Annotated in this window: 23 protein-coding genes; 15 read left to right on the top strand and 8 right to left on the bottom strand. The window is 61.3% G+C overall.

From position 1 onward, the window contains the following. Nucleotides 1–32: 32 nt before the first annotated feature. The 6 genes from C1M53_RS24300 to C1M53_RS24275 all read left to right on the top strand — a co-directional run bounded on the left by C1M53_RS24300 (nt 33) and on the right by C1M53_RS24275 (nt 4994). A complete protein-coding gene (locus C1M53_RS24300; protein ID WP_129414568.1) occupies nt 33–812 on the top strand; it encodes a formyl transferase in 780 nt (259 codons plus the stop codon). A gap of 53 nt (nt 813–865) precedes the next feature. After that, nucleotides 866–1777, top strand: a complete 912-nt coding sequence (locus tag C1M53_RS24295; RefSeq protein ID WP_129414567.1) for a fatty acid desaturase — start codon at nt 866–868, stop codon at nt 1775–1777. Between the two features lie 150 nt (nt 1778–1927). After that, nucleotides 1928–2230 carry a virulence factor gene (locus C1M53_RS24290; RefSeq protein ID WP_129414566.1) on the top strand — a complete coding sequence of 101 codons (303 nt, stop codon included), beginning with the start codon at nt 1928–1930 and terminating at the stop codon, nt 2228–2230. After that, entirely contained in the window at nt 2223–2855 is a 633-nt protein-coding gene (locus tag C1M53_RS24285) for a methylenetetrahydrofolate reductase C-terminal domain-containing protein (RefSeq protein WP_165358231.1), read from the top strand. The genes C1M53_RS24290 and C1M53_RS24285 overlap by 8 nt, the downstream gene beginning before the upstream one ends. Beyond that, entirely contained in the window at nt 2852–3949 is a 1098-nt protein-coding gene (locus C1M53_RS24280; RefSeq protein ID WP_129414565.1) for a methylenetetrahydrofolate reductase, read from the top strand. The genes C1M53_RS24285 and C1M53_RS24280 overlap by 4 nt, the downstream gene beginning before the upstream one ends. Nucleotides 3950–4028: 79 nt before the next feature. Continuing rightward, nucleotides 4029–4994, top strand: a complete 966-nt coding sequence (locus tag C1M53_RS24275; RefSeq protein ID WP_129414564.1) for a methyltetrahydrofolate cobalamin methyltransferase — start codon at nt 4029–4031, stop codon at nt 4992–4994. A gap of 138 nt (nt 4995–5132) precedes the next feature. Here C1M53_RS24275 and C1M53_RS24270 read toward each other — a convergent pair whose 3' ends face one another. Then, nucleotides 5133–5414, bottom strand: coding sequence for a hypothetical protein (locus tag C1M53_RS24270; RefSeq protein WP_165358230.1), 282 nt, complete (start codon nt 5412–5414; stop codon nt 5133–5135). 80 nt (nt 5415–5494) lie between these two features. Here C1M53_RS24270 and C1M53_RS24265 point away from each other — a divergent pair, with 80 nt between their 5' ends. The 4 genes from C1M53_RS24265 to C1M53_RS24250 all read left to right on the top strand — a co-directional run bounded on the left by C1M53_RS24265 (nt 5495) and on the right by C1M53_RS24250 (nt 10444). Next, nucleotides 5495–7570, top strand: a complete 2076-nt coding sequence (locus tag C1M53_RS24265; RefSeq protein WP_129414562.1) for an ASKHA domain-containing protein — start codon at nt 5495–5497, stop codon at nt 7568–7570. Nucleotides 7571–7622: 52 nt separating this feature from the next. Next, nucleotides 7623–8342 carry a haloacid dehalogenase type II gene (locus C1M53_RS24260; RefSeq protein WP_129414561.1) on the top strand — a complete coding sequence of 240 codons (720 nt, stop codon included), beginning with the start codon at nt 7623–7625 and terminating at the stop codon, nt 8340–8342. Between the two features lie 357 nt (nt 8343–8699). Further along, nucleotides 8700–9380, top strand: a complete 681-nt coding sequence (locus C1M53_RS24255) for a L,D-transpeptidase (protein ID WP_129414560.1) — start codon at nt 8700–8702, stop codon at nt 9378–9380. Nucleotides 9381–9520: 140 nt separating this feature from the next. Then, nucleotides 9521–10444 carry an alpha/beta hydrolase gene (locus C1M53_RS24250; protein ID WP_129414559.1) on the top strand — a complete coding sequence of 308 codons (924 nt, stop codon included), beginning with the start codon at nt 9521–9523 and terminating at the stop codon, nt 10442–10444. Between the two features lie 9 nt (nt 10445–10453). Here the strand turns inward: C1M53_RS24250 and C1M53_RS24245 are convergent, their stop codons facing one another. Further along, nucleotides 10454–11353 carry a LysR substrate-binding domain-containing protein gene (locus C1M53_RS24245; protein ID WP_129414558.1) on the bottom strand — a complete coding sequence of 300 codons (900 nt, stop codon included), beginning with the start codon at nt 11351–11353 and terminating at the stop codon, nt 10454–10456. A 57-nt stretch (nt 11354–11410) separates the two neighbouring features. Next, complete coding sequence (locus tag C1M53_RS32390; RefSeq protein ID WP_281040905.1) at nt 11411–11539, bottom strand: hypothetical protein; 129 nt, start codon at nt 11537–11539, stop codon at nt 11411–11413. On the opposite strand from C1M53_RS32390, the gene C1M53_RS24240 reads away from it, so the two are divergent. Then, complete coding sequence (locus tag C1M53_RS24240; RefSeq protein ID WP_129414557.1) at nt 11538–11717, top strand: hypothetical protein; 180 nt, start codon at nt 11538–11540, stop codon at nt 11715–11717. The two genes, C1M53_RS32390 and C1M53_RS24240, sit on opposite strands and share 2 nt — an antisense overlap. 328 nt (nt 11718–12045) lie before the next feature. After that, on the top strand, nt 12046–12180 hold the full coding sequence (locus tag C1M53_RS32385; protein WP_129414556.1) for a hypothetical protein: 135 nt from the start codon (nt 12046–12048) through the stop codon (nt 12178–12180). A 113-nt stretch (nt 12181–12293) separates the two neighbouring features. On the opposite strand, the gene C1M53_RS24230 is transcribed toward C1M53_RS32385, so the two are convergent. Continuing rightward, on the bottom strand, nt 12294–13301 hold the full coding sequence (locus C1M53_RS24230) for a murein L,D-transpeptidase family protein (protein ID WP_129414555.1): 1008 nt from the start codon (nt 13299–13301) through the stop codon (nt 12294–12296). A gap of 345 nt (nt 13302–13646) precedes the next feature. On the opposite strand from C1M53_RS24230, the gene C1M53_RS24225 reads away from it, so the two are divergent. Beyond that, nucleotides 13647–14654 (top strand): GlxA family transcriptional regulator, encoded by a 1008-nt coding sequence (locus C1M53_RS24225; RefSeq protein WP_348630058.1) that lies wholly within the window; start codon nt 13647–13649, stop codon nt 14652–14654. Nucleotides 14655–14691: 37 nt separating this feature from the next. Here C1M53_RS24225 and C1M53_RS24220 read toward each other — a convergent pair whose 3' ends face one another. After that, on the bottom strand, nt 14692–15534 hold the full coding sequence (locus tag C1M53_RS24220; RefSeq protein ID WP_129414553.1) for a DUF1194 domain-containing protein: 843 nt from the start codon (nt 15532–15534) through the stop codon (nt 14692–14694). Between the two features lie 67 nt (nt 15535–15601). Next, a complete protein-coding gene (locus C1M53_RS24215; RefSeq protein ID WP_129414552.1) occupies nt 15602–16015 on the bottom strand; it encodes a DUF6463 family protein in 414 nt (137 codons plus the stop codon). A 130-nt stretch (nt 16016–16145) separates the two neighbouring features. On the opposite strand from C1M53_RS24215, the gene C1M53_RS24210 reads away from it, so the two are divergent. After that, entirely contained in the window at nt 16146–16730 is a 585-nt protein-coding gene (locus C1M53_RS24210) for a TetR/AcrR family transcriptional regulator (protein ID WP_129414551.1), read from the top strand. A gap of 13 nt (nt 16731–16743) precedes the next feature. Here C1M53_RS24210 and C1M53_RS24205 read toward each other — a convergent pair whose 3' ends face one another. Continuing rightward, nucleotides 16744–19305 carry an FAD-dependent oxidoreductase gene (locus C1M53_RS24205; RefSeq protein WP_129414550.1) on the bottom strand — a complete coding sequence of 854 codons (2562 nt, stop codon included), beginning with the start codon at nt 19303–19305 and terminating at the stop codon, nt 16744–16746. 216 nt (nt 19306–19521) lie between these two features. On the opposite strand from C1M53_RS24205, the gene C1M53_RS24200 reads away from it, so the two are divergent. Beyond that, the gene (locus tag C1M53_RS24200) at nt 19522–21261 is read left to right on the top strand and encodes a hypothetical protein (protein ID WP_245488264.1); all 1740 of its coding nucleotides are present in this window, start codon (nt 19522–19524) and stop codon (nt 21259–21261) included. A 116-nt stretch (nt 21262–21377) separates the two neighbouring features. Here C1M53_RS24200 and C1M53_RS24195 read toward each other — a convergent pair whose 3' ends face one another. After that, a complete protein-coding gene (locus C1M53_RS24195) occupies nt 21378–21641 on the bottom strand; it encodes a hypothetical protein (protein WP_129414549.1) in 264 nt (87 codons plus the stop codon). Nucleotides 21642–21682 lie beyond the last annotated feature (41 nt).

Below are 21682 nucleotides of genomic sequence, written 5' to 3'. Positions count from 1 at the left end.
CGACCAGGTTCTAAGAGGCTGGACTTCCAAGGATGAACGAGGCTGCAGACACGGCACCCATCGTCGTCGTCACCGAAGGCGGCGGCCACATCTGGGCAATCGTCAACGCCATAGCCGACCATTTCACCAGCGTCACCGTTATCCTTGAAACGCCGGTTTCCAAGTGGTCGTTGCTCAAGCGCCGCGCCAGGCGTCAAGGCTGGATTTCCGTTCTTGGCCAGATAGGCACGATGGTGCTGGTGCGCCTCGGCAAACGGTTCGGCACTGCGCATGCCGAGGAGATTGTCGCCGAGTACAACCTCAAGACCGAGCCGAAGCCGGACCAGGACATTGTGCATGTGCCCTCGGCCAACGCGCCGGAGACGATCGAGGCGATAGCAGACATCAAACCAGGTGTCGTGCTGCTTGCGGGATGCCGTGTGCTGACCCGCGACACCCTCGCCGCGATACCCTGCCCCGTCATCAACTACCATGCCGGCGTCAATCCGAAGTATCGCGGCATGAACGGGGCCTATTGGGCGCTGGTGAACAACGACGCCGAGAATTTTGGCACGACCGTTCACGTCGTCGATGCCGGTGTCGATACGGGCGCGGTCCTGCGCCACACGCGCGGCATGCCCGGTCGCGGCGATACCATCTCATCCTATCCGCTTCGCCAGGCAGCAATTTCGCGTGACGCCTGTGTTGACGTGATTGAAAAGGTTATGGCCGGCCGCATCGAACCCTTCGATCCCGGCCTGCCATCACAGATCTGGTTCCATCCGACGCTCTGGTTCTATGTGTGGACCGGGATACGCCGCGGCATCTGGTAGGCCAGAAGCCACCTTCCGTTTACGTGACGGCATGCCGGTATTAAGGTTCTCGCATGTCAGAGCTCGACCACCGGCAGATCATCGCGTCCCTCTCGGTGGACGATCGACGTGAGCTGACCGATAAACAGGATGCGCCCGGATTGTGGCGGCTCGCCCTCCACGGCGGATCGATCGTGTTGCTCGCCGCACTCATCCTGCTCGAGGTGCCTCTCTGGCCACTGTTGATGCTGCCGCTCGGCATCCTCATCGTCTTTCTGTTCACGCTGCTGCACGAAACGATCCATGAGACGGCATTTCGCACCGAACGCCTGAACCGTCTCGTTGCTGTCACTTCCGGCTTCCTCATCCTGCTGCCGCCGGCCTGGTTTCGCTATTTCCACTTTGCCCATCATCGCTACACCCACGATCCCGACAACGATCCCGAGCTGATGAGCCCGAAACCCGAGACGATTGCGCAATATCTGCGCTACCTGTCCGGCTGGCCATATTGGAGCGGCATGGCCAAGGTCGTCGCCGTCAACGCTCTCGGTGGCAACAAGGATTCCTTCGTACCGGAAAAGGGCCGCGCCAAGGTGATCACCGAGGCGCGCTGGTTCCTTGTCATCTATGCGCTGCTCGTCGCGGGCTCGGCGCTCCTGCAATCGCCAGCGCTGCTATGGATATGGATCGTGCCGGCACTGCTGGGCCAGCCATTCCTGCGAGCCTATCTGCTTGCGGAGCATACGCGCTGCCCACATGTCGCCAACATGCTCGAAAACACGCGCACCACCTTCACCACGGGCATCGTGCGTTTCGTGGCATGGAACATGCCCTATCACGCCGAGCATCACTCCTATCCCGCGGTGCCCTTCCATCGGCTGCCACGATTCCACGAGATCATCGCAGAGCACCTGCGCTCGACGGAACGCGGTTATGTGCGCTTCCATCGCAAGCTGGTGAACGATCTCGGCAAGCACGACGAATAGAACCGCGTGCAAGGGTGCCTTGAACCCGGCGACGCTCTATCGTTTTGCGACATTCGAGCGCGTCGTTTTTGAAGGCGCGCGCGTCGTCTGATGAGAAGCGGGGTATTCCCGCTTCCGGCAATGCTCCAACCATTGAAGGAAGACTGAGAAATGGCTGATCTGATCGTCGTTTACTGGCGCGACATTCCCGCCCAGGTCATCGTGAAAAAGGGCCGGCAGAACGCCAAGCGCGAACTGCCGCTGCGCTTCACCGAAGCGATCGACATGGCGGCGATGCGCTCGGGCGCGGCTGAAACCGACGCCTATCTGGCCGAATGGCGCAAAGCGGACCCCGTTCCGGTCGGCGACGACCTCGAAGCGGAAGTGGAAAAGGCGGCGGCGGCCATCGACGCGGACTATAGCCGGGAGCGACTGGTCGCTCTCGCAAAGGCAGGCGGCAAGGAAAATGTCTGAAACCCAGCCGACACCGAATACGGGCTCTGCAAACGCCGCAGCTGGCGCTTCCGCCGGCGTAACCCAGGCGACCTTGGTCCGCAAGGCGGCAGCAAAGAGCGACTACAAGCCTGCGGATGTTTCACCGCAGCGGCGTGTGCAAAGGTCCTATTCGGTACGGCTGTGGGCGATCCGCCATTCGAAACTGCTGGAGTGGTTCTACCGGCGCTTCGCCGATGCGTTCCTGCTCTTGCATCCGGTCTGGAAAGGCCTCGGCTACGGGCGCGTCGAAGCGCCCGTCAAATTCGTCGAGAAGCGCGTGAAGGGTTTCATGTTCGACTGCCGCATGTGCGGCCAGTGCATCCTTTCCTCCACCGGCATGTCCTGCCCGATGAACTGCCCCAAGCAGTTGCGCAACGGTCCTTGTGGCGGCGTACGCGCCAACGGCAACTGCGAGGTCGAACCCGATATGCCTTGCGTCTGGGTCAAGGCATGGGAAGGGTCGCGCAACATGGTCAACGGCGACGCCATCCTGAATGTGCAGAAACCGGTCGACCAGTCGTTGCGGGAAACCTCCGCCTGGCTGCGTGTGACCGCCCAGGCTGCAGCGGCGCGCGATGCTGCCAACACCGGAGCATCCGCATGAGCCCGCGTCCGCCCCAGCGCGACGAAAATCCGGCTGGCATCCATCTGCCGCTGGAGCCCCTGCCCGGCCATTCCTCGCGCGGCCGCCTGGAACGCGTGCTGCGCCGCGGTGAATTCGCGGTGACCACCGAGCTGAACCCGCCCGACAGCGCCGATCCGGAAGACGTCTACAACCGCGCCAAGGTGTTCGACGGCTGGGTCGATGCGATCAATGCCGTCGATGCGTCCGGCGCGAACTGCCACATGTCCTCGGTCGGTATCTGCGCGTTGCTGACCCGCATGGGCTATGCCCCGGTCATGCAGATCGCCTGTCGCGACAAGAACCGCATCGCCATCCAGGGTGACGTTCTGGGCGGTGCGGCCATGGGCGTGGCCAATATCCTCTGCCTTACCGGCGACGGCGTGCAGGCGGGTGATCAGCCCGGCGCCAAACCGGTGTTCGATCTCGATTCCATGTCGCTGCTCGAAACCGTCCGCATCATGCGCGACAACGGCAAGTTCCTGTCGGGCCGCAAGCTGACGACACCGCCGCAGGTCTTCCTCGGCGCAGCGATCAATCCGTTTGCACCACCCTATGATTTCCGCCCTATCCACCTCGGCAAGAAGATCGCCGCCGGCGCGCAGTTCGTGCAGAGCCAGTACTGCTTCGATGTGCCGATGTTCAGAACCTTCATGCAGAAGGCGAGCGACCTCGGCCTGACCGAGAAGGTTTTCGTCCTGGTCGGTGTCGGCCCATTGGCTTCCGCCAAGACGGCGAAATGGATTCGCTCCAACGTGCCCGGCATCCATATCCCCGACGCCATCATCAAGCGCCTCGAAGGCGCCGAAGACCAGAAGAAGGAAGGCAAGAATCTCTGCATCGACATCATCAACGAGGTGAAGGAAATTCCCGGCGTGTCGGGCGTCCACGTGATGGCTTATCGCCAGGAAGAATACGTTGCCGAGATCGTCGATGAGTCCGGCGTGCTCAAGGGTCGACGGCCCTGGAAGCGAGAAGTCCGTCCCGACGACGCGCTGGTTGCCGAGCGCCTCGGCCACATCCTGCATGACGACGTCACAGAAACCCAGGTCGACATGGTGAAGACCGCGCATTGAACAGCCGCGACTGACATCATTCGCTTGATCCACATCAGAAACGATATAAAGAAGTCTTTATATCCGGAGGGAGTTTGAAATGACCCGCACCATTGTCGCCTCGGCGACTCGCGAAATCGTCATCGGTTTCGACCAGCCCTTCTGCGTCATCGGTGAACGCATCAACCCGACCGGTCGCAAGAAGCTGGCCGCCGAGATGCAGGCTGGCAATTTCGAGACCGTCATCAAGGACGCGCTGGAACAGGCCGCCTGCGGCGCCACCATGCTGGATGTCAATGCGGGCGTGACCGCCGTCGACCCCAACGCCACGGAGCCTGGTCTGCTGGTTCAGACGCTGGAGATCGTGCAGGGCCTGGTCGACCTGCCACTGTCGATCGACTCCTCCGTCACCGCAGCGATCGAGGCCGGCCTCAAGGTCGCCAAGGGTCGCCCGCTGGTGAACTCGGTCACTGGCGAGGAAGAGAAACTCGAAGCGATCCTGCCGCTGGTGAAGAAGTACAATGTGCCGGTGGTTGCCATCTCCAACGACGAGACCGGCATTTCGATGGACCCGGACGTGCGCTTCGCCGTCGCCAAGAAGATCGTCGAACGCGCCATGGATCATGGCATCAAGCCGGAGGACGTCGTCGTCGATCCGCTGGTCATGCCGATCGGTGCTCTGGGCGACGCCGGCCGCCAGGTCTTCGCCCTGCTTCGCCGCCTGCGCGAAGAGCTGAAGGTGAACACGACCTGTGGCCTTTCCAACATCTCCTTTGGCCTGCCGCACCGCCACGGCATCAACGCCGGCTTCATCCCGATGGTGATCGGCGCCGGCATGACCTCGGCGATCATGAACCCTGTCCGTCCGCAGGAAATGGAGGCAGTCCGTGCAGCCAATGTGCTCAACGGCACCGACAAGGACTGCATGACCTGGATCAAGACCTACAAGGACTACAAGCCGGGCGAACATGCGGCACCCGCGCCGGTGGCCGTCAATGCCCCTGGCGACGCTGCTGCGGGCGGACGTCGCCGCGGCGGCCGCGAAGCCAGAAGAGCAGCCGGTTAAGCCGTGACCTTCCCTGCGCCTGCAGGCGTTCGGCGCCTAGAGCATTTTGTAGCCAAGTGGAATCACTTGGCGTTACAAAAATGCGGCGAAAACAAAAACTCAGAGCGTTTCCGCGTTTCCGTGAAAAACGGAAACGCTCTAGTCCTCGGTCCTGGTGCTGCCGAGCACCAGGCTGAAGACGAACACGCCGGCGCAGCCGCCCACGATGCCGCAAAGCAGCATCGAGGCAACGCTGGCTGCATCCGCAGGGCGGGACGGAAACAGATAAACAATGGTGGCCGTCGAAGCGATGATGGCGGCCGCAAGGTAATGCGGATGCCTGGTCCAGCTTCCTTTGCTGATGCGTACCGCAAGCATGCCGGTGGAGATCGCCGACAGAGCGGACGGAAGCAGGGCTACCAGCGAAAAGTCGGGTTTCATCGGCAAGCGTGCCTCTCTCACACGCCTTGCCTTTATCGCACTTTCGCCAAGGCAGCGTTAACATTGGTGGTGTCGAAGCGATGAACGCCCCTCTCAACTCCACCGACCCTCTGGTCCTGTTCATGCCGTCCGGCAAGCGCGGGCGCTTCCCGATCGGCACGCCTGTGCTTGATGCGGCACGCCAGCTCGGTGTCTATGTGGAATCGGTCTGCGGCGGGCGCGCCACCTGCGGGCGCTGCCAGATCGAGGTGCAGGAAGGCAATTTCGCCAAGCACAAGATCGTTTCCTCGCTCGACCACATCTCGCCGAAAGGCCCCAAGGAAGAGCGCTACGAGCGCGTCCGCGGCCTGCCCGACGGCAGGCGTCTGTCCTGCTCGGCCACCATCCAGGGCGATCTCGTCATCGACGTGCCGCAGGATACCGTGATCAACGCCCAGGTGGTGCGCAAGGCCGCCACCGACCGCGTCATCGAGCGCAATTCTGCGGTGCAGATGTGCTACGTCGAGGTCGAACAGCCCGACATGCACAAACCCACCGGTGACCTGGAGCGCCTCAAGGCCGTGCTGCAGAACGACTGGGGCTGGAAGGACCTGCGCGTCGCGCCGCATCTCATCCCCGAAGTCCAGAAGATCCTGCGCAAGGAGAACTGGGCGGTCACAGCGGCCATCCATAAGGACATGGAATTTTCCCGTGCAACGGTGATCGCGCTCTATCCAGGCCTCAAGAACGAAGCCTACGGCATCGCCTGCGACATCGGATCCACCACGATCGCCATGCATCTGGTATCGCTGCTTTCCGGCCGTGTCGTTGCCTCTTCCGGTACGTCGAACCCGCAGATCCGCTTCGGCGAAGATCTGATGAGCCGCGTCTCCTACGTTATGATGAACCCCGATGGCCGCGAGGCCATGACCAAGGCCGTGCGCGAGGCCGTGAACACGCTGATCGGCAAGGTCTGCGAGGAAGGCGGCGTCGACCGTCACGACATCTTCGATAGCGTCTTCGTCGCCAATCCGATCATGCACCATCTTTTCCTGGGCATCGATCCGACCGAACTTGGACAGGCGCCTTTTGCCCTCGCTGTCTCCGGTGCCGTGCAAGGCTGGACCAACGACATCGGCATCGACGTCAACCGCGGAGCGCGCTTCTACACGCTGCCTTGCATTGCCGGCCATGTCGGCGCCGATGCGGCCGGCGCGACATTGTCGGAAGGCCCCTACCGTCAGGACAGCATGATGCTGCTGGTCGATGTCGGTACCAATGCCGAGATCGTGCTCGGCAATCGCAACCGCGTTGTTGCCGCCTCCTCGCCAACGGGTCCGGCTTTCGAAGGCGCGGAAATCTCGTCCGGCCAGCGCGCGGCGCCCGGCGCCATCGAGCGCGTGCGCATCGACCCGGAAACGCTGGAGCCGCGCTACCGTGTCATCGGCACCGACAAGTGGTCCGATGAGGAAGGTTTCGAGGAAGCGTCCTGGACCACTGGCGTCACCGGCATCTGCGGCTCGGCCATCATCGAGGTCGTGGCGGAGATGTATCTCTCCGGCATCATTTCGGAAGACGGAGTCGTCGATGGTTCCCTGATGGCGAAAAGCCCGCGCATCATCCAGAACGGCCGCACCTTCTCCTACCTGCTGCGTGAAGGACGCCAGGGCGAGCCGCGCATCACCGTCACCCAGAACGACATACGCGCCATCCAGCTCGCCAAGGCCGCCCTCTATGCCGGCGTGAAGCTGCTGATGGAGAAGCAAGGTGTCGAAACCGTCGACACGATCCGTTTCGCCGGCGCTTTCGGCTCCTTCATCGATCCGAAATACGCCATGGTGCTGGGGCTCATCCCCGATTGTGACCTGTCAGAGGTGAAGGCTGTCGGCAACGCCGCGGGCACCGGCGCCCTGATGGCGCTGCTCAACCGTGACCATCGCCGCGAAATCGAAAAGCAGGTGGCGAAGATCGAAAAGATCGAAACCGCGCTCGAGCCGAATTTCCAGCAGCTGTTCATCGACGCCATGGCCTTGCCGAACAAGGTTGACCCCTTCCCCAAGCTTTCCGAACAGGTCAAACTGCCGCCGCGCAAGGTGGCAAGCGATGATGCGGCCGGGGATGCAGCGCCCCGCCGACGCTCTCGGGAAGAGCGTGCCGCCCGGCGCAATCGCGAATAGGTTGCTCACCAAACCGGCAACCACAGTGGAGGTGCCGGAATGGGACTGGGCAATGACGGTTGAAGCCCTCATCTTCGATGTTTTCGGCACTTGTGTTGACTGGCGCACCGGCGTCGCCCGTGAGGTGGCGGCAGCGACAGCCGCGAAGGGACTGCAGGTCGACAGCCTCGCTTTCGCGGATGCCTGGCGCGACCTCTATCAGCCGAGGATGGAGGAAATACGCTCCGGCCGCCGATCCTATGTCGATCTGGACGTGCTCCACCGTGAGAACCTCGACACAACGCTCGACGGCTTCGGCATAGCCGGGCATTTCAGCGAGGAAGAGCGCGCAGCGCTCAACCACGCCTGGGAAAAGCTGCCGCCGTGGCCGGATGTCGTTCCGGGCCTGATACGGCTGAAGGCCAACCGGATCGTCGCACCATGCTCCAATGGTTCGATCGCATTGATGACGCGGCTGGCGAGATATGGCGCCCTGCCCTGGGACTGCATTCTCGGCGCCGGCATTGCCCGCGCCTACAAGCCCGACCCGCGCGCTTATCTCACAAGCTGCGAAGCGTTGAGACTTGAACCTGCACAGGTCATGCTGGTGGCCGCGCATAACAACGACCTGTCAGCAGCGCGCGCGTGCGGGCTGAAGACGGCGTTCGTGGCGCGCCCACAGGAGCACGGCACCGGGCAGGTGACCGACCTCAGGGCCAGCAGCCACTGGGACATCGTCGCCGCGGATTTTCCCGCGCTCTCCGCACATCTCGATCTGCGCAATCACAACTAGGGTGTTTCTGCTTTTTCGCGGAAAACGCGCTGGTCTTTGCGTTTTGTGCGAACGCAAAACCGCTGCGCGTTTTTACTGGAATTGCTCAGGCGGCGCTGCGCAAGCTCGGTGTGGCCATCGCGACACAGGGGAAGGTCAAAGCTCTTCTGCTGCGCCCCCTGCTGGCTCGAAGTGCCTTTTTCTCGCCCCCTTCAACAGGGACATGGTCGGCAACCGCCGTTTCGACGCCTGTTCGAACCGCTGAAAAACTCCCAACCGATCCGCGCCTTTCACCAAAGCGTGATTTTGGGTGATTGGAAGCGTTCAGACTTTTCTGCGACGACCGGTCCAAAAGACACAACAAGCTCAGGTTCCATCATGCCCGTTTCCATCAGCCGCCGTCTATTCGTTCTCGCCATCCCGTTCGTCGCGGCTGGCTGCACCACGACGCAGAAGGTCGCAGCGATCAAGCCGGGCAAGCGTGAGGTGCCGCAATATTATCGCGACATGTATGCTGCCGTCGCCGATGATGCCTTCCCCATTCCTGCGCCCGACCTCACCAAGATCGATCCGAAATATTACCGCCAGGAAGTCGCCTATCAGGGCCCCGAACCGTCAGGCACAATCGTCATCGATACGCCGAAGCGTTTCCTCTATCTGGTGCTCGGCGAAGGACGGGCGCTGCGCTACGGCGTTGGCGTCGGCAAGGCCGGCCTCGCCTTCGAGGGCAGCGGCGTGATCCAGTACAAGCGCGAATGGCCACGCTGGACCCCGACGCAGGACATGATCGCGCGTGAGCCGGAACGGTACGGCCCGCTTGCCGGCGGGATGGAACCGGGGCCGACGAACCCGCTCGGTGCCCGCGCGCTTTATCTGTTCAAGAACGGCGTCGACACGCTCTACCGTATCCACGGCACAAACGAGGACTGGTCCATCGGCCGCTCGATCTCGTCAGGCTGCATTCGCCTGCTCAACCAGGACATCATCGACCTGCACCGGCGTGTCCAGAACGGCACCCGCGTCGTCGTACTGCAGCAGGACAACGTGCCTGCGGTTTGACGTCCGACCGGCATCCGATCGACCGCTGGTACAATCGGTGACGCAACGTCATCCTTGACTTTCGCCCCCGAAGCCCAAAATTCTGGCTCTTGGGGCAGTCATAGCCGGCCAGCCGGCGCAGCATCAGTCCGTCGTGTTCCATGGCCAGCATCCGTAGCCAACTCGTTTCTTTTGTTCTGAAACACACGCGCAAGAAGGCGTTCTCCAGCCCGGAGAACATGCACCGCTGGATTCAGCATGCGCGCAAGAAACAGTGCCACCAGCCACCACCCATGGTGACGCAGCGTTTCGACGTCTCCACGCGCAGCGTTGCCGGTTTCCCCGTCTACGACATCGCGCCGAAGAACGGCAGCAGCAAGCGGATTCTCTACCTGCACGGCGGCGCCTATGTCTTTGAAATCACCACCTATCACTGGGCTCTGATTGCCGAGATGGCCGAACGCCTCGGCTTTGGCATGACCGTGCCGATCTACCCGATCGCGCCCGAACACGACTTCCACGACATGTTTGGCATGGTCGGTTCGGTCTATCGCGAAATGCTGGAAGAGACCGCTGCGGAAGACATCATCTTCATGGGTGATTCAGCCGGCGGCAACATGGCGGTGGTGCTGACCATGATGATGGCGGAGGAAGGCCTGCCGACGCCCGGCAGCCACGTTCTGATCTCGCCGGGCCTCGACATGTCGCTGGCCAATCCCGAGGTGTTCGAAGCCGAGCAGCGTGATCCGTGGCTGGGTATTCCCGGTGGCCTGGAAGCCGTACGCCTTTATGGCGCCGGCATGGACCGCAGCGACTGGCACATCAGCCCGCTTTATGGCGACCTGACGGTACTTCCGCCCACCCTGCTCCTCACCGGCTCGCACGATCTCCTGACGCCCGACAATCTGATCTTCGCCGACAAGGCGCGGGCGGCGGGTGTCGACGTCGAACTGGTTCACGAGGAAGGCATGTTCCACGTCTGGCCACTGATCAACATGCCTGAAGCCCGTCGCGCCCGCGACCGCATCGTGGCGTTCCTGAGCAGGCAGCAACTCCGGATGGAGATGCCGCTCGCTGCCGAATAACCGGCAGTCTCAGAAGCGTCCTGTCTCCCTGAACACGTCGAAGGTCGCGCGGATGTGGTCGGCAACCGCCTTGACCGGAGCACTGGCATCCGGCGTGACGATCATCGCCAGATTGTAATTGCCGATATGCGGCATGCCGTCTTTCGGGCCGAGTTCGACCATGTCGTTGCCGAGGAAGGATTTTGGCAGCGGCGCCACCGCGAGATCGGCCTGGATTGCCGCCCGCTGACCAGCTGTATGCGCGCTCATGTAGGCAACACGATAGTTGCGCCCCTCGCGGCCAAGCGCTTCCAGAGCGCCGGCGCGCCACACGCAGCCCTCCTCCCAGATCGACACCGGCAATGGCTCGCGCAGATGCGCGCAGCCCCCCTTTGCGCCGGCCCAGACGATCGGCTCGGTCAGCAGCACCTCGGCGCCGATCGCGCTGGTCTTGTAGGAATTGGTGAGCAGCGTGAGGTCAAGCGCGCGGTCGTCCATGCGCCGCCGCAGGTTGATCGACTGGTCGATGGTGACATCGACGGCTATCGAAGGATGCGACTTCGCGAAACGCTTCAGCACATGCGGCAGGATGCGTTCGCCATAATCGTCCGGCGAGCCCAGTCGCACGATGCCGACAATGTCCGGCACGATGAACTTGGAAACCGCCTCCCGATTGATGGCGAGCAGCCGCCGCGCATAACCAAGCAGCATTTCGCCGTCGGTGGTCAAAGCCACCGAACGTGCATCGCGTGCGAACACCGAACGGCCGAGCACATCCTCGAGTTTCTTGATCTGCATCGAAACCGCCGACGGCGTGCGGAAGACAGCCGTCGCCGCCGTGGTAAAGCTGCCTGTCTCGGCAATCGCCACAAAAGTGCGGAGCACATCCAGATCGAGCAAGGGAAGCGGATGATTGAGTGGCGCATTCATGGCATCACCTTCAAATTTTCTGATGCAAAGCATCATCCCATTTCGTTTGATTGAATATCACGGAAAGTTCATAGTCAACAGCGTCGAGAAGGCCTGATCGGTCACTGCTGACAATTGCTGGAACAGCAGTTGCATCGACTGGCCCGCCAGCGGAATTTCCAGCCAACCGTGGAAGGAGAAGTGCATGACCATTCTGTCGACCATCGGTCGGATCGCCACCGAACTCGGTGCGGCCCGCAGCCGCTACCTCACCGAGCGCGCCATCAATTCCCTTCCCGCCGAGGTGCAGAAGGATATCGGCTGGCCGGATGTCAGTTCAAAAGCGGTCGCTCCCGGCGTCGGAAGCTGGGCCGGCGCAAAATGAAAGCGCGTTATTGCATCTGAAGCCCGCCGCGACCCCTCCGGCGGGCTTTTCGATGTCGGTCGCCGTCGTTAACCGGCCATGCAATGGCTGCATGACGCATATGAACAAGTTGCATAGCGACCCAAAGCCAGACCAACACATTGTAAAAAATACACAATATCGATTTTTCACCGAAATCGCGACAACAGCGATGTCGCTTTTTCGTGCGAAACGCTTCGCTTTTGCGATTTTGTTTTCGCTTGGACGGGCCTATATGCACCGCAGCAAACGAGCTGCCCCACTCCATCACGCGAAGGCGCCCCGTCTAAGCAACCGATTGGAGAAAACGATGAAGCTCTTCGCCCGCCTGTTCGCCCGCCGCGAAATCAACCTGACCACCGCTCTCGAGCGTCAGCGCCTTGCCAAGACCATGCCTGGCCAGACCGGTGCGGTCGCGGCTGCCCGTCTCGGTTTCGTCGCCTAAGGCGCAGAATTTACCGGCACGACTGCCGTTTTTGCTCAACGCCGCTTCGGTTTCGCCGTGGCGGCGTTTTCGTTATAGGTGCCGGCTGGCACGCGCCAGATCGCTGCGGAGCGTTATTCCGAAACGCTGTAAGGATCCGCCAGCGCCGCTTCCGGCCGGCTGATCGGAACTTTCGTCAGCGACGTCCTTTTCGACAGGGCCTTGTCGCCACTGGCTGCGAGCAGCTTGCGGAACGTAGGATGCATGCCGCCATCCGCATAGGCGTGGACCGTCGTGCCGGTCATGGTCGACGCCATCGTCTCGGCGGTCGAAAGATCACTCTGGGTCCGCGCTGCCACCAGCGCATCGGCGCCGGATATGGCGGGCGGGCATGCCGCAAGCGGGTCGACCGGGTCGCCATCGGCAAACTCGGTGTCAAAGACATAACGCTTGTCGCAATAGGCCACTTTGGGTTGACGACGCGTCACCTCAAAACTGTCGTAGCCTTTCTTCAGATCGGTCCAGAAGCCGTAGTTCGGATTGCTGCGATTGCGCGCCATCTTCTGGGCGGTCATGCGGAACGGAAAGGCCTGAACCTGGAAGGACGTCTGACCACCTTTCAAGGCTTCACGCGCCACCGCGTAGATCTCGGACACGCCCTCATCGGTCAGCGCGTAACATCCCGAGGACGAACAGGCACCATGCACCATCAGGGCCTCGCCCGAATAACCGAGCGCGGCCTCCAGCCTGTTGGGGTAACCCAGGTTGAACGAGAGATAGTATTGCGAATTCGGGTTCAGCCTGTCGGCGCTGACATGGTAGAACCCTTCAGGCGCCTGCCGATCACCAATTCTTTTCTTGGGTCCGAGCTGGCCCGACCAACGGCACATCGGGTAGGTCTTGAGCAACGCATACTTGCCGCTGCCGTCACGTTTCCAGATTTCGAGCTCGCTCTCTTCCTTGAAGATACGCACCAGGATGGGTGACGAAGGCGTCATTCCCTTGCGCTTCATCTCGGCGACCAGCTTGGATGCAATAGGCTGTATACCCTTCGCGCCGACATCGAGCGCGGACGAAACACATCCGGCAGCGAGTGCGGCCAGGAGAATTGCGGAACTGAGTTTGGCGAGTTTTGCGAACACGGGCTTATGAGCGGTAGCTGCGGATCAAAGACGCAGTATGTCGGTTAACACGGTTAACGCTTCGTTCCATTCACGAGAATGTCAAGTCGAGCGCGCCGCTGGAACGCCCGCAGTCACGACCCTCGCTGCGGCGCGATCAGACATAACTTGGAAAGACTGGCATTTTTGCGGCATCGCCAGAAGCGCAAAGCCAGCATCGCCGGATCCAAAGCGCTTTTGGTAGCCGATTTGCGACCCATGTCGCAAATTTTATCTTTTAGAACCATTCTAGACGATTGACAGAAAATAATTTTCCTGATGACGCTATGCTGATCGCGACATTCTGTTCGCGTCATGGGAGGAAGAATTTTCGTGAACGCTATTAAGCATCCGATCAAACGATCGCTGGTCTTTTTCCTGGTTCCTGATTTTACCATGGTCGCATTTGCGACAGCGCTCGAACCACTGCGCATTGCCAACCGCATGCTTGGCTACGAGGCATATCGCTGGCGCCTCGCCAGCGCGGACGGCAAGCCGGTGCCCGCCTCGAACGGCGTGCTGTGTGCAGTCAACACCTCCCTCGACGAGGAGCGCCGCAAGATGGCCGGGCCGGATCGCCCATCGATGGCCATCATCTGCACCGGCATGGACGTCGAGAAATATCACAACAAGTCGGTCTTTGCCTGGCTGCGGGAGGAGTATAATCGCGGCGTTGCCGTCGGTGGCCTGTGCACTGGCGCCTATGTGCTGGCCGCTGCTGGTCTTCTGTCCAACAAACGCTGCGCCATCCATTGGGAAAACCTGCCTGGCTTCCAGGAAGCCTTTCCGAAGGCAAATGTCTTTGCCGATCTCTTCGAAGTCGATCAGAACATCTACACATGCGCCGGTGGCACAGCCGCGCTCGACATGATGCTGAAGCTGATCGGCGATGATTTCGACGAAAGCCTTGTCAACCGCGTCTGCGAGCAGGTGTTGACCGATCGCGTCAGAAGCCCGACCGACCGCCAGCGCTTGCCTTTGCGGGCGCGCCTCGGCGTGCAGAACTCGAAGGTGCTGACCATCATCGAGTTGATGGAAGCCAACCTTGCTGAACCGCTGTCACTGATCGAGATTGCCGACCACGTCGACCTGTCGCGACGCCAGATCGAGCGTCTGTTCCGGACCGAGATGGGGCGCTCCCCTGCCCGCTACTATCTCGAGATCAGGCTCGACCGCGCCCGCCACCTGTTGATCCAGTCGTCGCTGCCGGTCGTCGAGGTCGCCGTGGCCTGCGGCTTCGTTTCGGCGTCGCACTTCTCGAAATGCTACCGCGAACTCTATGCACGCTCGCCGCAGCAGGAGCGGGTCGATCGCAAGCAGTTGCTGGCAGCCTGAACCTTCCCCTTCTCCCCGCACAACGGGAAGAGCCATCTCACCGGCTGTCGAACATCAGGCTGCGGTCGCGCCACTTCTTCTCGCCGGCAAGGCAGTCGATCGTCGGTCCGGCCTCAGCCAGCACGATGGGTGGGTGGGCTGCCTCCTCGGCTGCCCATTGCGGTGAAGCAGCACCGGCCAGTTCCAGCACCAGTTTGCGGCGGACCGCCTCGGGAAACTGTTCCCAGCCATTGACCGGGATCATGAATGCGCCCGGCCCGCCGATCACGCAATCGCGATAGTATTGATCGAGATCGCGGATGTCGTAGGACGCCTCCATGCCGCCGTTGGTCATCAGCGGCAAGCCGTTGATGACGATACCCTGCTTGATCACGGCATCCCGCACGAGCGGCACGGGAGCGCCCTGGTTGTTCGGTCCGTCGCCGGAAATGTCGATGACGCGTTTGGTTCCGTCGAAACCACTCTCGGCGAACAGATCCGCGCCGAATTCAAGCGCCGCCGAGATCGACGTCCGACGCGCGCTGTTGGGTGGGCGCGCCGTCAGTCGCGCCACCACATGCTCGGCATCTGCCCGGTTGGCAACCAGCGTCCACGGCACGACCACGACCTGTGAATTGGTGCCCGCCCATTCGACATAGGTGATTGCGATCTTGCCATGGATGCCGTCGGCAATGGCGCGCAGCACCGCCTCGTCGGTGAGCGCCGTGGCATAGCCACGTCGCTGGATTTCCAATTCGTCAGGCGACATGGAAAGCGAAACGTCGACGGCCAGCACCAGTTCGACATCGACCTGTTCGGCAGCCTCAGCCTCGGGCATCAATCCAAATGTCAGCGCCGAAACGGCGCCGGCAATGAGGAAACGGGCTGCGGATGCCGACATGAACCGAGGGTAAGCGAGATTCGGCTTCCCAAAAAGGTACCGCCCATTCGAACCGTCGTTTTCCCCCTCACATTTTCGAGATTTTGGCTTGCGTCTTTCGACGTTCGAGGCCAACCGCGAGGCAGAGCGCGATCAACAAGCCAAGCGGGAAACCACTGGGCGGCATCAGCAGAGTCATGAGTGCGGTCCACCCCGCCAATGTCCAGCCGACAAAGGCCGGTATGGGGTCACCGCGCCGATCAAGCCACAGCAGGAGAGAACCCAATATCAACAGCGGGACCGCGAAACTTCCGGCCGTCGCCCAGAACACGCCACTACTCAGCGCAAGATCGAGCGGTTGCGCTCGCAATGGCTGCCAATGGTCCAAGGTCCAAAGACTGAACTCAAGCCACTTCGGCAATTCGGCCGGAACGTCGATCCCCAGCACCAGCAGGTGAACGACCGCAAGTACGATCAGTGCGACCGCGCTCCATCTGACCATGACTTTCTCCCGTCGATTGACGGCGCCGCGCCTTGCGGCACTTCCATACGGAAGCGTATGTATCACTCCCACTCCCGCACATCCATACGGCACCGTATGGTGCGGCGCAGTGACACAAGGATACGACCGAATGGCCGACAAAAACCGCAATGCAAAAACCAGAACAGGGGATTTGAGCCGACACGACTGGCTTGTGGCGGCGGTCGCCGCACTGGCTGAGGGCGGAGTGGAAGCCGTGAAAGTGGAGCGCCTTGCCAAGACCCTTGGAGTCAGCAAGGGCTCGTTCTATTGGCACTTCAAGGACCACGCGCAGTTGCTCGCGGCGATTTTGGATTTTTGGGCAGCCGATTTCACTCAGCAGCTTATTGACAACGCCGCTGGGCTGCCAACGCCGAAAGGGCGCCTGCGCCATCTCGCGAGACAAGCGTTGACGAAGACCATTTTCGGCATCGATTCAGCGCGCGCCGAAGCAGCCATGCAAGCATGGGCCGCCACAGATCCGCATGTCGGCATGCGCCTGTGCGCCGTCGATGCCGCGCGCGTCGGCTATCTCGAAAAAGAGCTTCTGGAAAACGGACTGGAACCCGGCAAAGCCCAGGCCGGAGCAAAAACGCTCTATCTGGCTCTGCTAGGTCTTTACACCGCACGCGGTTACAACCAGCACCTCGCCGATGATCAGGTTTATATGGCGCTGGTCGATATGATTCTGGAATAGTCGATGGGCAGCTTCAGCTGCGCGGCTTCAGGTTCTCCGGATCGTAGAGTGGCTTGTAGCCGACGCCGACCACTTCGACAGGATAGGTCTCGGCGAAATATTCGACCTGCAGCTTCTGCCCTTCCTTGGCGTAGGCCCACGGCAGATAGGCCAATGCGATGTTCTTGCCGATCGTCGGGCCATAAGCCACCGAGGTGGTGAATGAGCGTCGGCCAAGCTCGTCGACCAGCGTTTCGCCGGTTGCGGGGTCCATCACCGGCATGGCGCCGACCGGGTAACGGGCGACACCGTTGGAATCGATGTTGTCGGTCATGACTAGCGTGCACAGCATTGCGGGCTGGTGCGCACGCGCCCGATGCTCCTGATGTCTCGCCTTGCCACGGAAATCGGCTTCCTTGACCTTCGGGCGCTGCAGGTCGCTTTCCAGGAGATTGTATTCCGTCAGCAGATCGGCGTTCTGCAGACGCAGGCTCTTTTCCATGCGACGCGAATTGGCGTAGGTCTCGACGCCGAAAGCCATGACCCCGGTGGCGCGCAGCGCATCCCAGACGGCAAGTGCGTCCTCGTAGCGCATGTGCAGTTCCCAGCCCTGCTCACCGACATAGGAGATGCGGAACGCCGTCACGTCCTTGCCTGCGATCCTGATCGGCTTGATCGCCGCGAACGGGAAATTCTCCGGGGCCAGGCTGGCCGGATCTTCGACAACCTTCTGCAAGGTCGGGCGGGCATTTGGTCCCCAGATTCCGATGGTCACGAATTTCTCAGCAACATCGGTGACGGTGACGTTGAAGCCTTTGTCCTCAGCCACCCGTTTCACATAATGGAAATCACGCGGGCCAGCATCGGCTCCGTCGATGACCCGGCAACGATCGGCCATGCGGATGACGGTGAGGTCGGCACGCACCATGCCCTCGTCGTCGAGGAAGTGGGTGTAGATGCCCTTGCCGATGTTGTTGTCGCCGCCGATCTTGGCCGCGCACAACCATTCCATCAGCTCGACATGATCAGGCCCCTCGACGTCGAACATGTAGAAATGCGACAGGTTGACGATGCCGCAATCCTCACTCATGGCGAGATGCTCGGCGTTCGACACGCGCCAGAAATGGCGGTTGTCCCATTCGTTCTCGCGCACCGGCACGCGGTTGCCGTACTTTTCGAGCAGGTGCTCGTTGGCGGCATAGCCGTGCGCACGCTCCCAGCCGCCGAGTTCCATGAAATAGCCGCCGAGTTCCTTCTCGCGCTCATAGAAGGGCGAGTGCTTGACGTTGCGCCCCGTTGCGTAGGGCTCACGCGGATGGACGGCCGGCGTATAGATCTTCTGCGCGGCTTCGCCGCAACGGCCCTCGATGAAGCCCTCTTCGAGCTGGTGCGGGTAGAAGCGGCTGTAGTCGATCGAAGCATGATCGACATGGGTGCGCCCGTCGGTCATCCAGTCGGCAATCAGCTTGCCGTAACCCGGGCCGTCCTTGACCCAGATCGCGACGGCATACCACAGGCCGCGCACCTTCTGGCTCTCACCGCAGGACGCACCACCGGCAGCCGAAACCTGCAGTAGACCGTTGAAGGAATGACCTTCATTGTAGCCAATTTCTCCAAGGATCGGCGTCAGCTCGATCGCGCGCTCCAGCGGCTCGAGGATCTGCTCCATTTCCAGATCGCGCTGCGATGGCGACAGACGGGCTTCATGCTTTTCGAGCAGCTCGCGCGGATGGCACAGGCGCGGGTTCTTTTCCTCGTAGTAACCCCATTCGATCTGACCGCCTTCTGTGGTCTTCGGGTCACCGGTATCGCGCATATAGGCGGAATTGCCCTGGTCGCGCAGCAGCGGCCAGCCGATCTCCTTGCCGGTACCAGCGAATTCATTGTACGGACCGAAGAAGGTCAGCGGATGGTCGACCGGCATCACCGGCAGGTCCTCGCCGGCCATTTCGGCAATCAGCCTGCCCCACAGACCGGCGCAAACAACCACATGGTCGGCCTCGATCGTTCCACGATCGGTGACCACGCCCTTGATACGGCCATTTTCGATGACCAGGGATTTCGCTGCCGTGTTGGCGAAGGCCTGCAGCTTGCCAGCTGCGACGCCCTGGTCGACCAGCTTGCCCGCCACCGTCTGCGAACGCGGGATGACGAGGCCGGCGTCAGGATCCCACAGACCGCCCTGCACCAGGCTTTCTTCGATGAGCGGGAATTTTTCCTTGATCTCGGCCGGCTCGATCAGCCGCGCACGTGTGCCGAAGGCCTTGGCGGAAGCGACTTTGCGCTTGATCTCATCCATGCGGGTATCGTCGCCGACCCGCGCCACTTCGAGACCACCGATACGGGCGTAGTGCCCCATCTTGTCATAGAATTCGAGGGAGTAGAGCGAAGTCCAGCACGACAGGAAGTCGTGGCTGGTCATGTAGCAGAAGTCGGAAGCATGCGCGGTCGAACCGACGTCGGTCGGAATGCCGGACTTGTCGATGCCGACGATGTCGTCCCAGCCGCGCTCGATCAAATGGTGCGCCACCGACGCGCCGACGATCCCTCCCAACCCGATGATGACGACCTTCGCCTTTTTCGGGAACCCTGCCATTGCATGCCACTCCGAGATGATGCTTGCGCGCACACTATAGGCCGCCGCGATGCGATTGCAGCCTGTTTGCGACATTGCAAAAAAGCCGCGCGACGTGCGCGGCGGCAGCCGATCCGGCTCGCCTCGACCAAGTCGACTTAACCCTTACTTTCGGTTTTGCTGATAGATGAAAACCATGATCCGATATTCTCGTCTGGAGTGCCGCGGAGACCGAAGGTGAGCGAGGCCTTCGAACAGGCTTCCAAGGTCGGCGGCCGGCATTTGTTGTCGGCATTGGCCAGCCCTTTGGTGCTGCTGGCGGCAGCGCTACTCCTCGTCTTCGTCCTGCTGCTGGTCCCGCTGCGGCTGCCGGTCGGGCCGATGTATTGGGACATCTACATCTACTATGATGCAGCCAACCGCATCTACGATGGCCAGATTCCGGTGCGTGACTTTTTCATCCCGGTCGGGCCGCTATGCTACTACCTCTTTGTCGGCTGGCTGACGCTCTTCCCCAACGGACACCCCGTCCTGCTCGCGCACTGGTCGCTTCTCGCCATCACTGCCCCCGCCATGGCAGCCCTCGTCTGGCACGTCGACAAACGGTCCCGCTTGACGGCTTTTGCCCTGCTCATTCCGTTCCTGATCTTTGCACTCCTGCCGTTCGACACGCGCGACATGTATGCCTATCCAGGCTCTGATGGTTTCGGCGTCTATAACCGCCAAGTTTGCCAGATACTTTACGTATTGGTCGCCGCCTTCACCTTCGTTCGCGACAGACGATTGCTTGTGGGCCTCATAGCCGTTTGCATGGGTTCGCTTTTCTTCGTGAAGATCACCGGCTTTCTTGCTGCGGGCCTGATCTGTGTCTGTGCCCTGATTGGCGGACGCATTGCCCTGCGCGATGCTCTGATCGCCGCGGTAGCCTTCATGGCAATCCTTGCCGGCATGGAGATATCGTCGGGATTGGTCGGCGGCTATGTCAACGACATCATCGTGCTGGTCGGCTTGAACAGCGGCACGCTCGTACCACGCCTCCTGCGCACCCTTTCCCAGAATTTTGGTGTCGTGCTTGCGACGACAGCCCTTGTGGCAGTGCTGGTCTGGGCGGATTGGCGCAAGCTTGCCACCCAACCGGGTGGAAGAAGCTCGCTGTTCGGCCGCGACAGCCTTTGGCTGGCAGTGGTGATGCTTGCCGGCATCCTCTTCGAAACACAGAATACGGGCAGCCAGGCCTTCTTCTTCCTCTGGCCGATATTGCTGGCAATTCTGCTCAAGACCGGCAGGATCGCCAACCGCCCGGGCCTGGCGCTGACCGTCAGCGCACTGGTCGCCGCAGCCGCTCTTCCGCTGGTCGTACGCGTCGTGGAACGAGCCGCGCGCACCTATGTCGGTGCCGTCAGGAACGTTCCGCTTCAGGAAGGCAATCTGAAGACGCTCGGCGCGCTCAACATGCGGCCGGAGGTGCAGGCCCGCTCCGACAACATGCTGCGTTTCTATTCCGAGCACAGCGGACTTTATCAGGACCTGGCAGACGTCAACGAGTTGCCGAACCCACTCTTCTATTCTGATTTCGAGTTCCAGATCGTCTATTTGAAAACAGTCGACATGGCGATCGATACCATCCGGGACATCGAGACCAGAACTGGCGTCCGCTTCGGCACGATCATGTCGCTGAACTTCGTCAATCCGTTTCCCTGGCTGATGGAACGCTCCGCGCCCTTGCACGTCACGATCGGCGCAGATCCCGGCCGTACCGTGCCATTGCCTGGTTCAGCCGAAGAACAGGCCGTTGCCAACACAGATCTCGTCTTGTTGCCGACCTGTCCGCCAACAGCGAACAACAAGATCCTCTACACGCTCTATGAACCGGCTCTGGCCGAGCACCGGCGCTTCAAGCTCAACCAATGTTATGACGCATTTGTCCACCCCAGGTTCGACAAGGCGCTTGGCCTGAACATCATCGCGCCGAACTGATGGTCGCCCGGCAGGCATCGGAGATGGCACCAGACATGTCCCAGCCTGGCGATTTTACATAAGTTAAAGGCCGGACAGATGTCCGGCCTTGTCTCTTCGCGGCGAGCAGATTGCGCTTACTTCACGGTCGCGTTGCCGCCGGAGATCACGACGGTCTCCGAACCGGTGAGTGCTTCAAGGTCGCCATTCGGCAGGGTCACGAAGCAGCCGCTCGCGCAGAACTCGACGGTCTCGCCGCCCGCAAGCGTCAACTCGCTCTTGCCGCCGCCTTCCGTGACGATCAGCGTACGTGTTTCATTGTCCTTGTTGACCGCGCTGGCCGTATGGCCAACCTCGCTCGCGGCTATGAGAGCGACGGCGGCGATGAGGATCTTCCACATTGCTATTCCGGTGTTTCCACCGCCTCTGTTGCGTTCGCGAG

Source organism: Mesorhizobium sp. Pch-S, from assembly GCF_004136315.1.
GTDB lineage: Bacteria > Pseudomonadota > Alphaproteobacteria > Rhizobiales > Rhizobiaceae > Mesorhizobium.
This window is presented reverse-complemented; position numbering and strand designations above follow the sequence as displayed.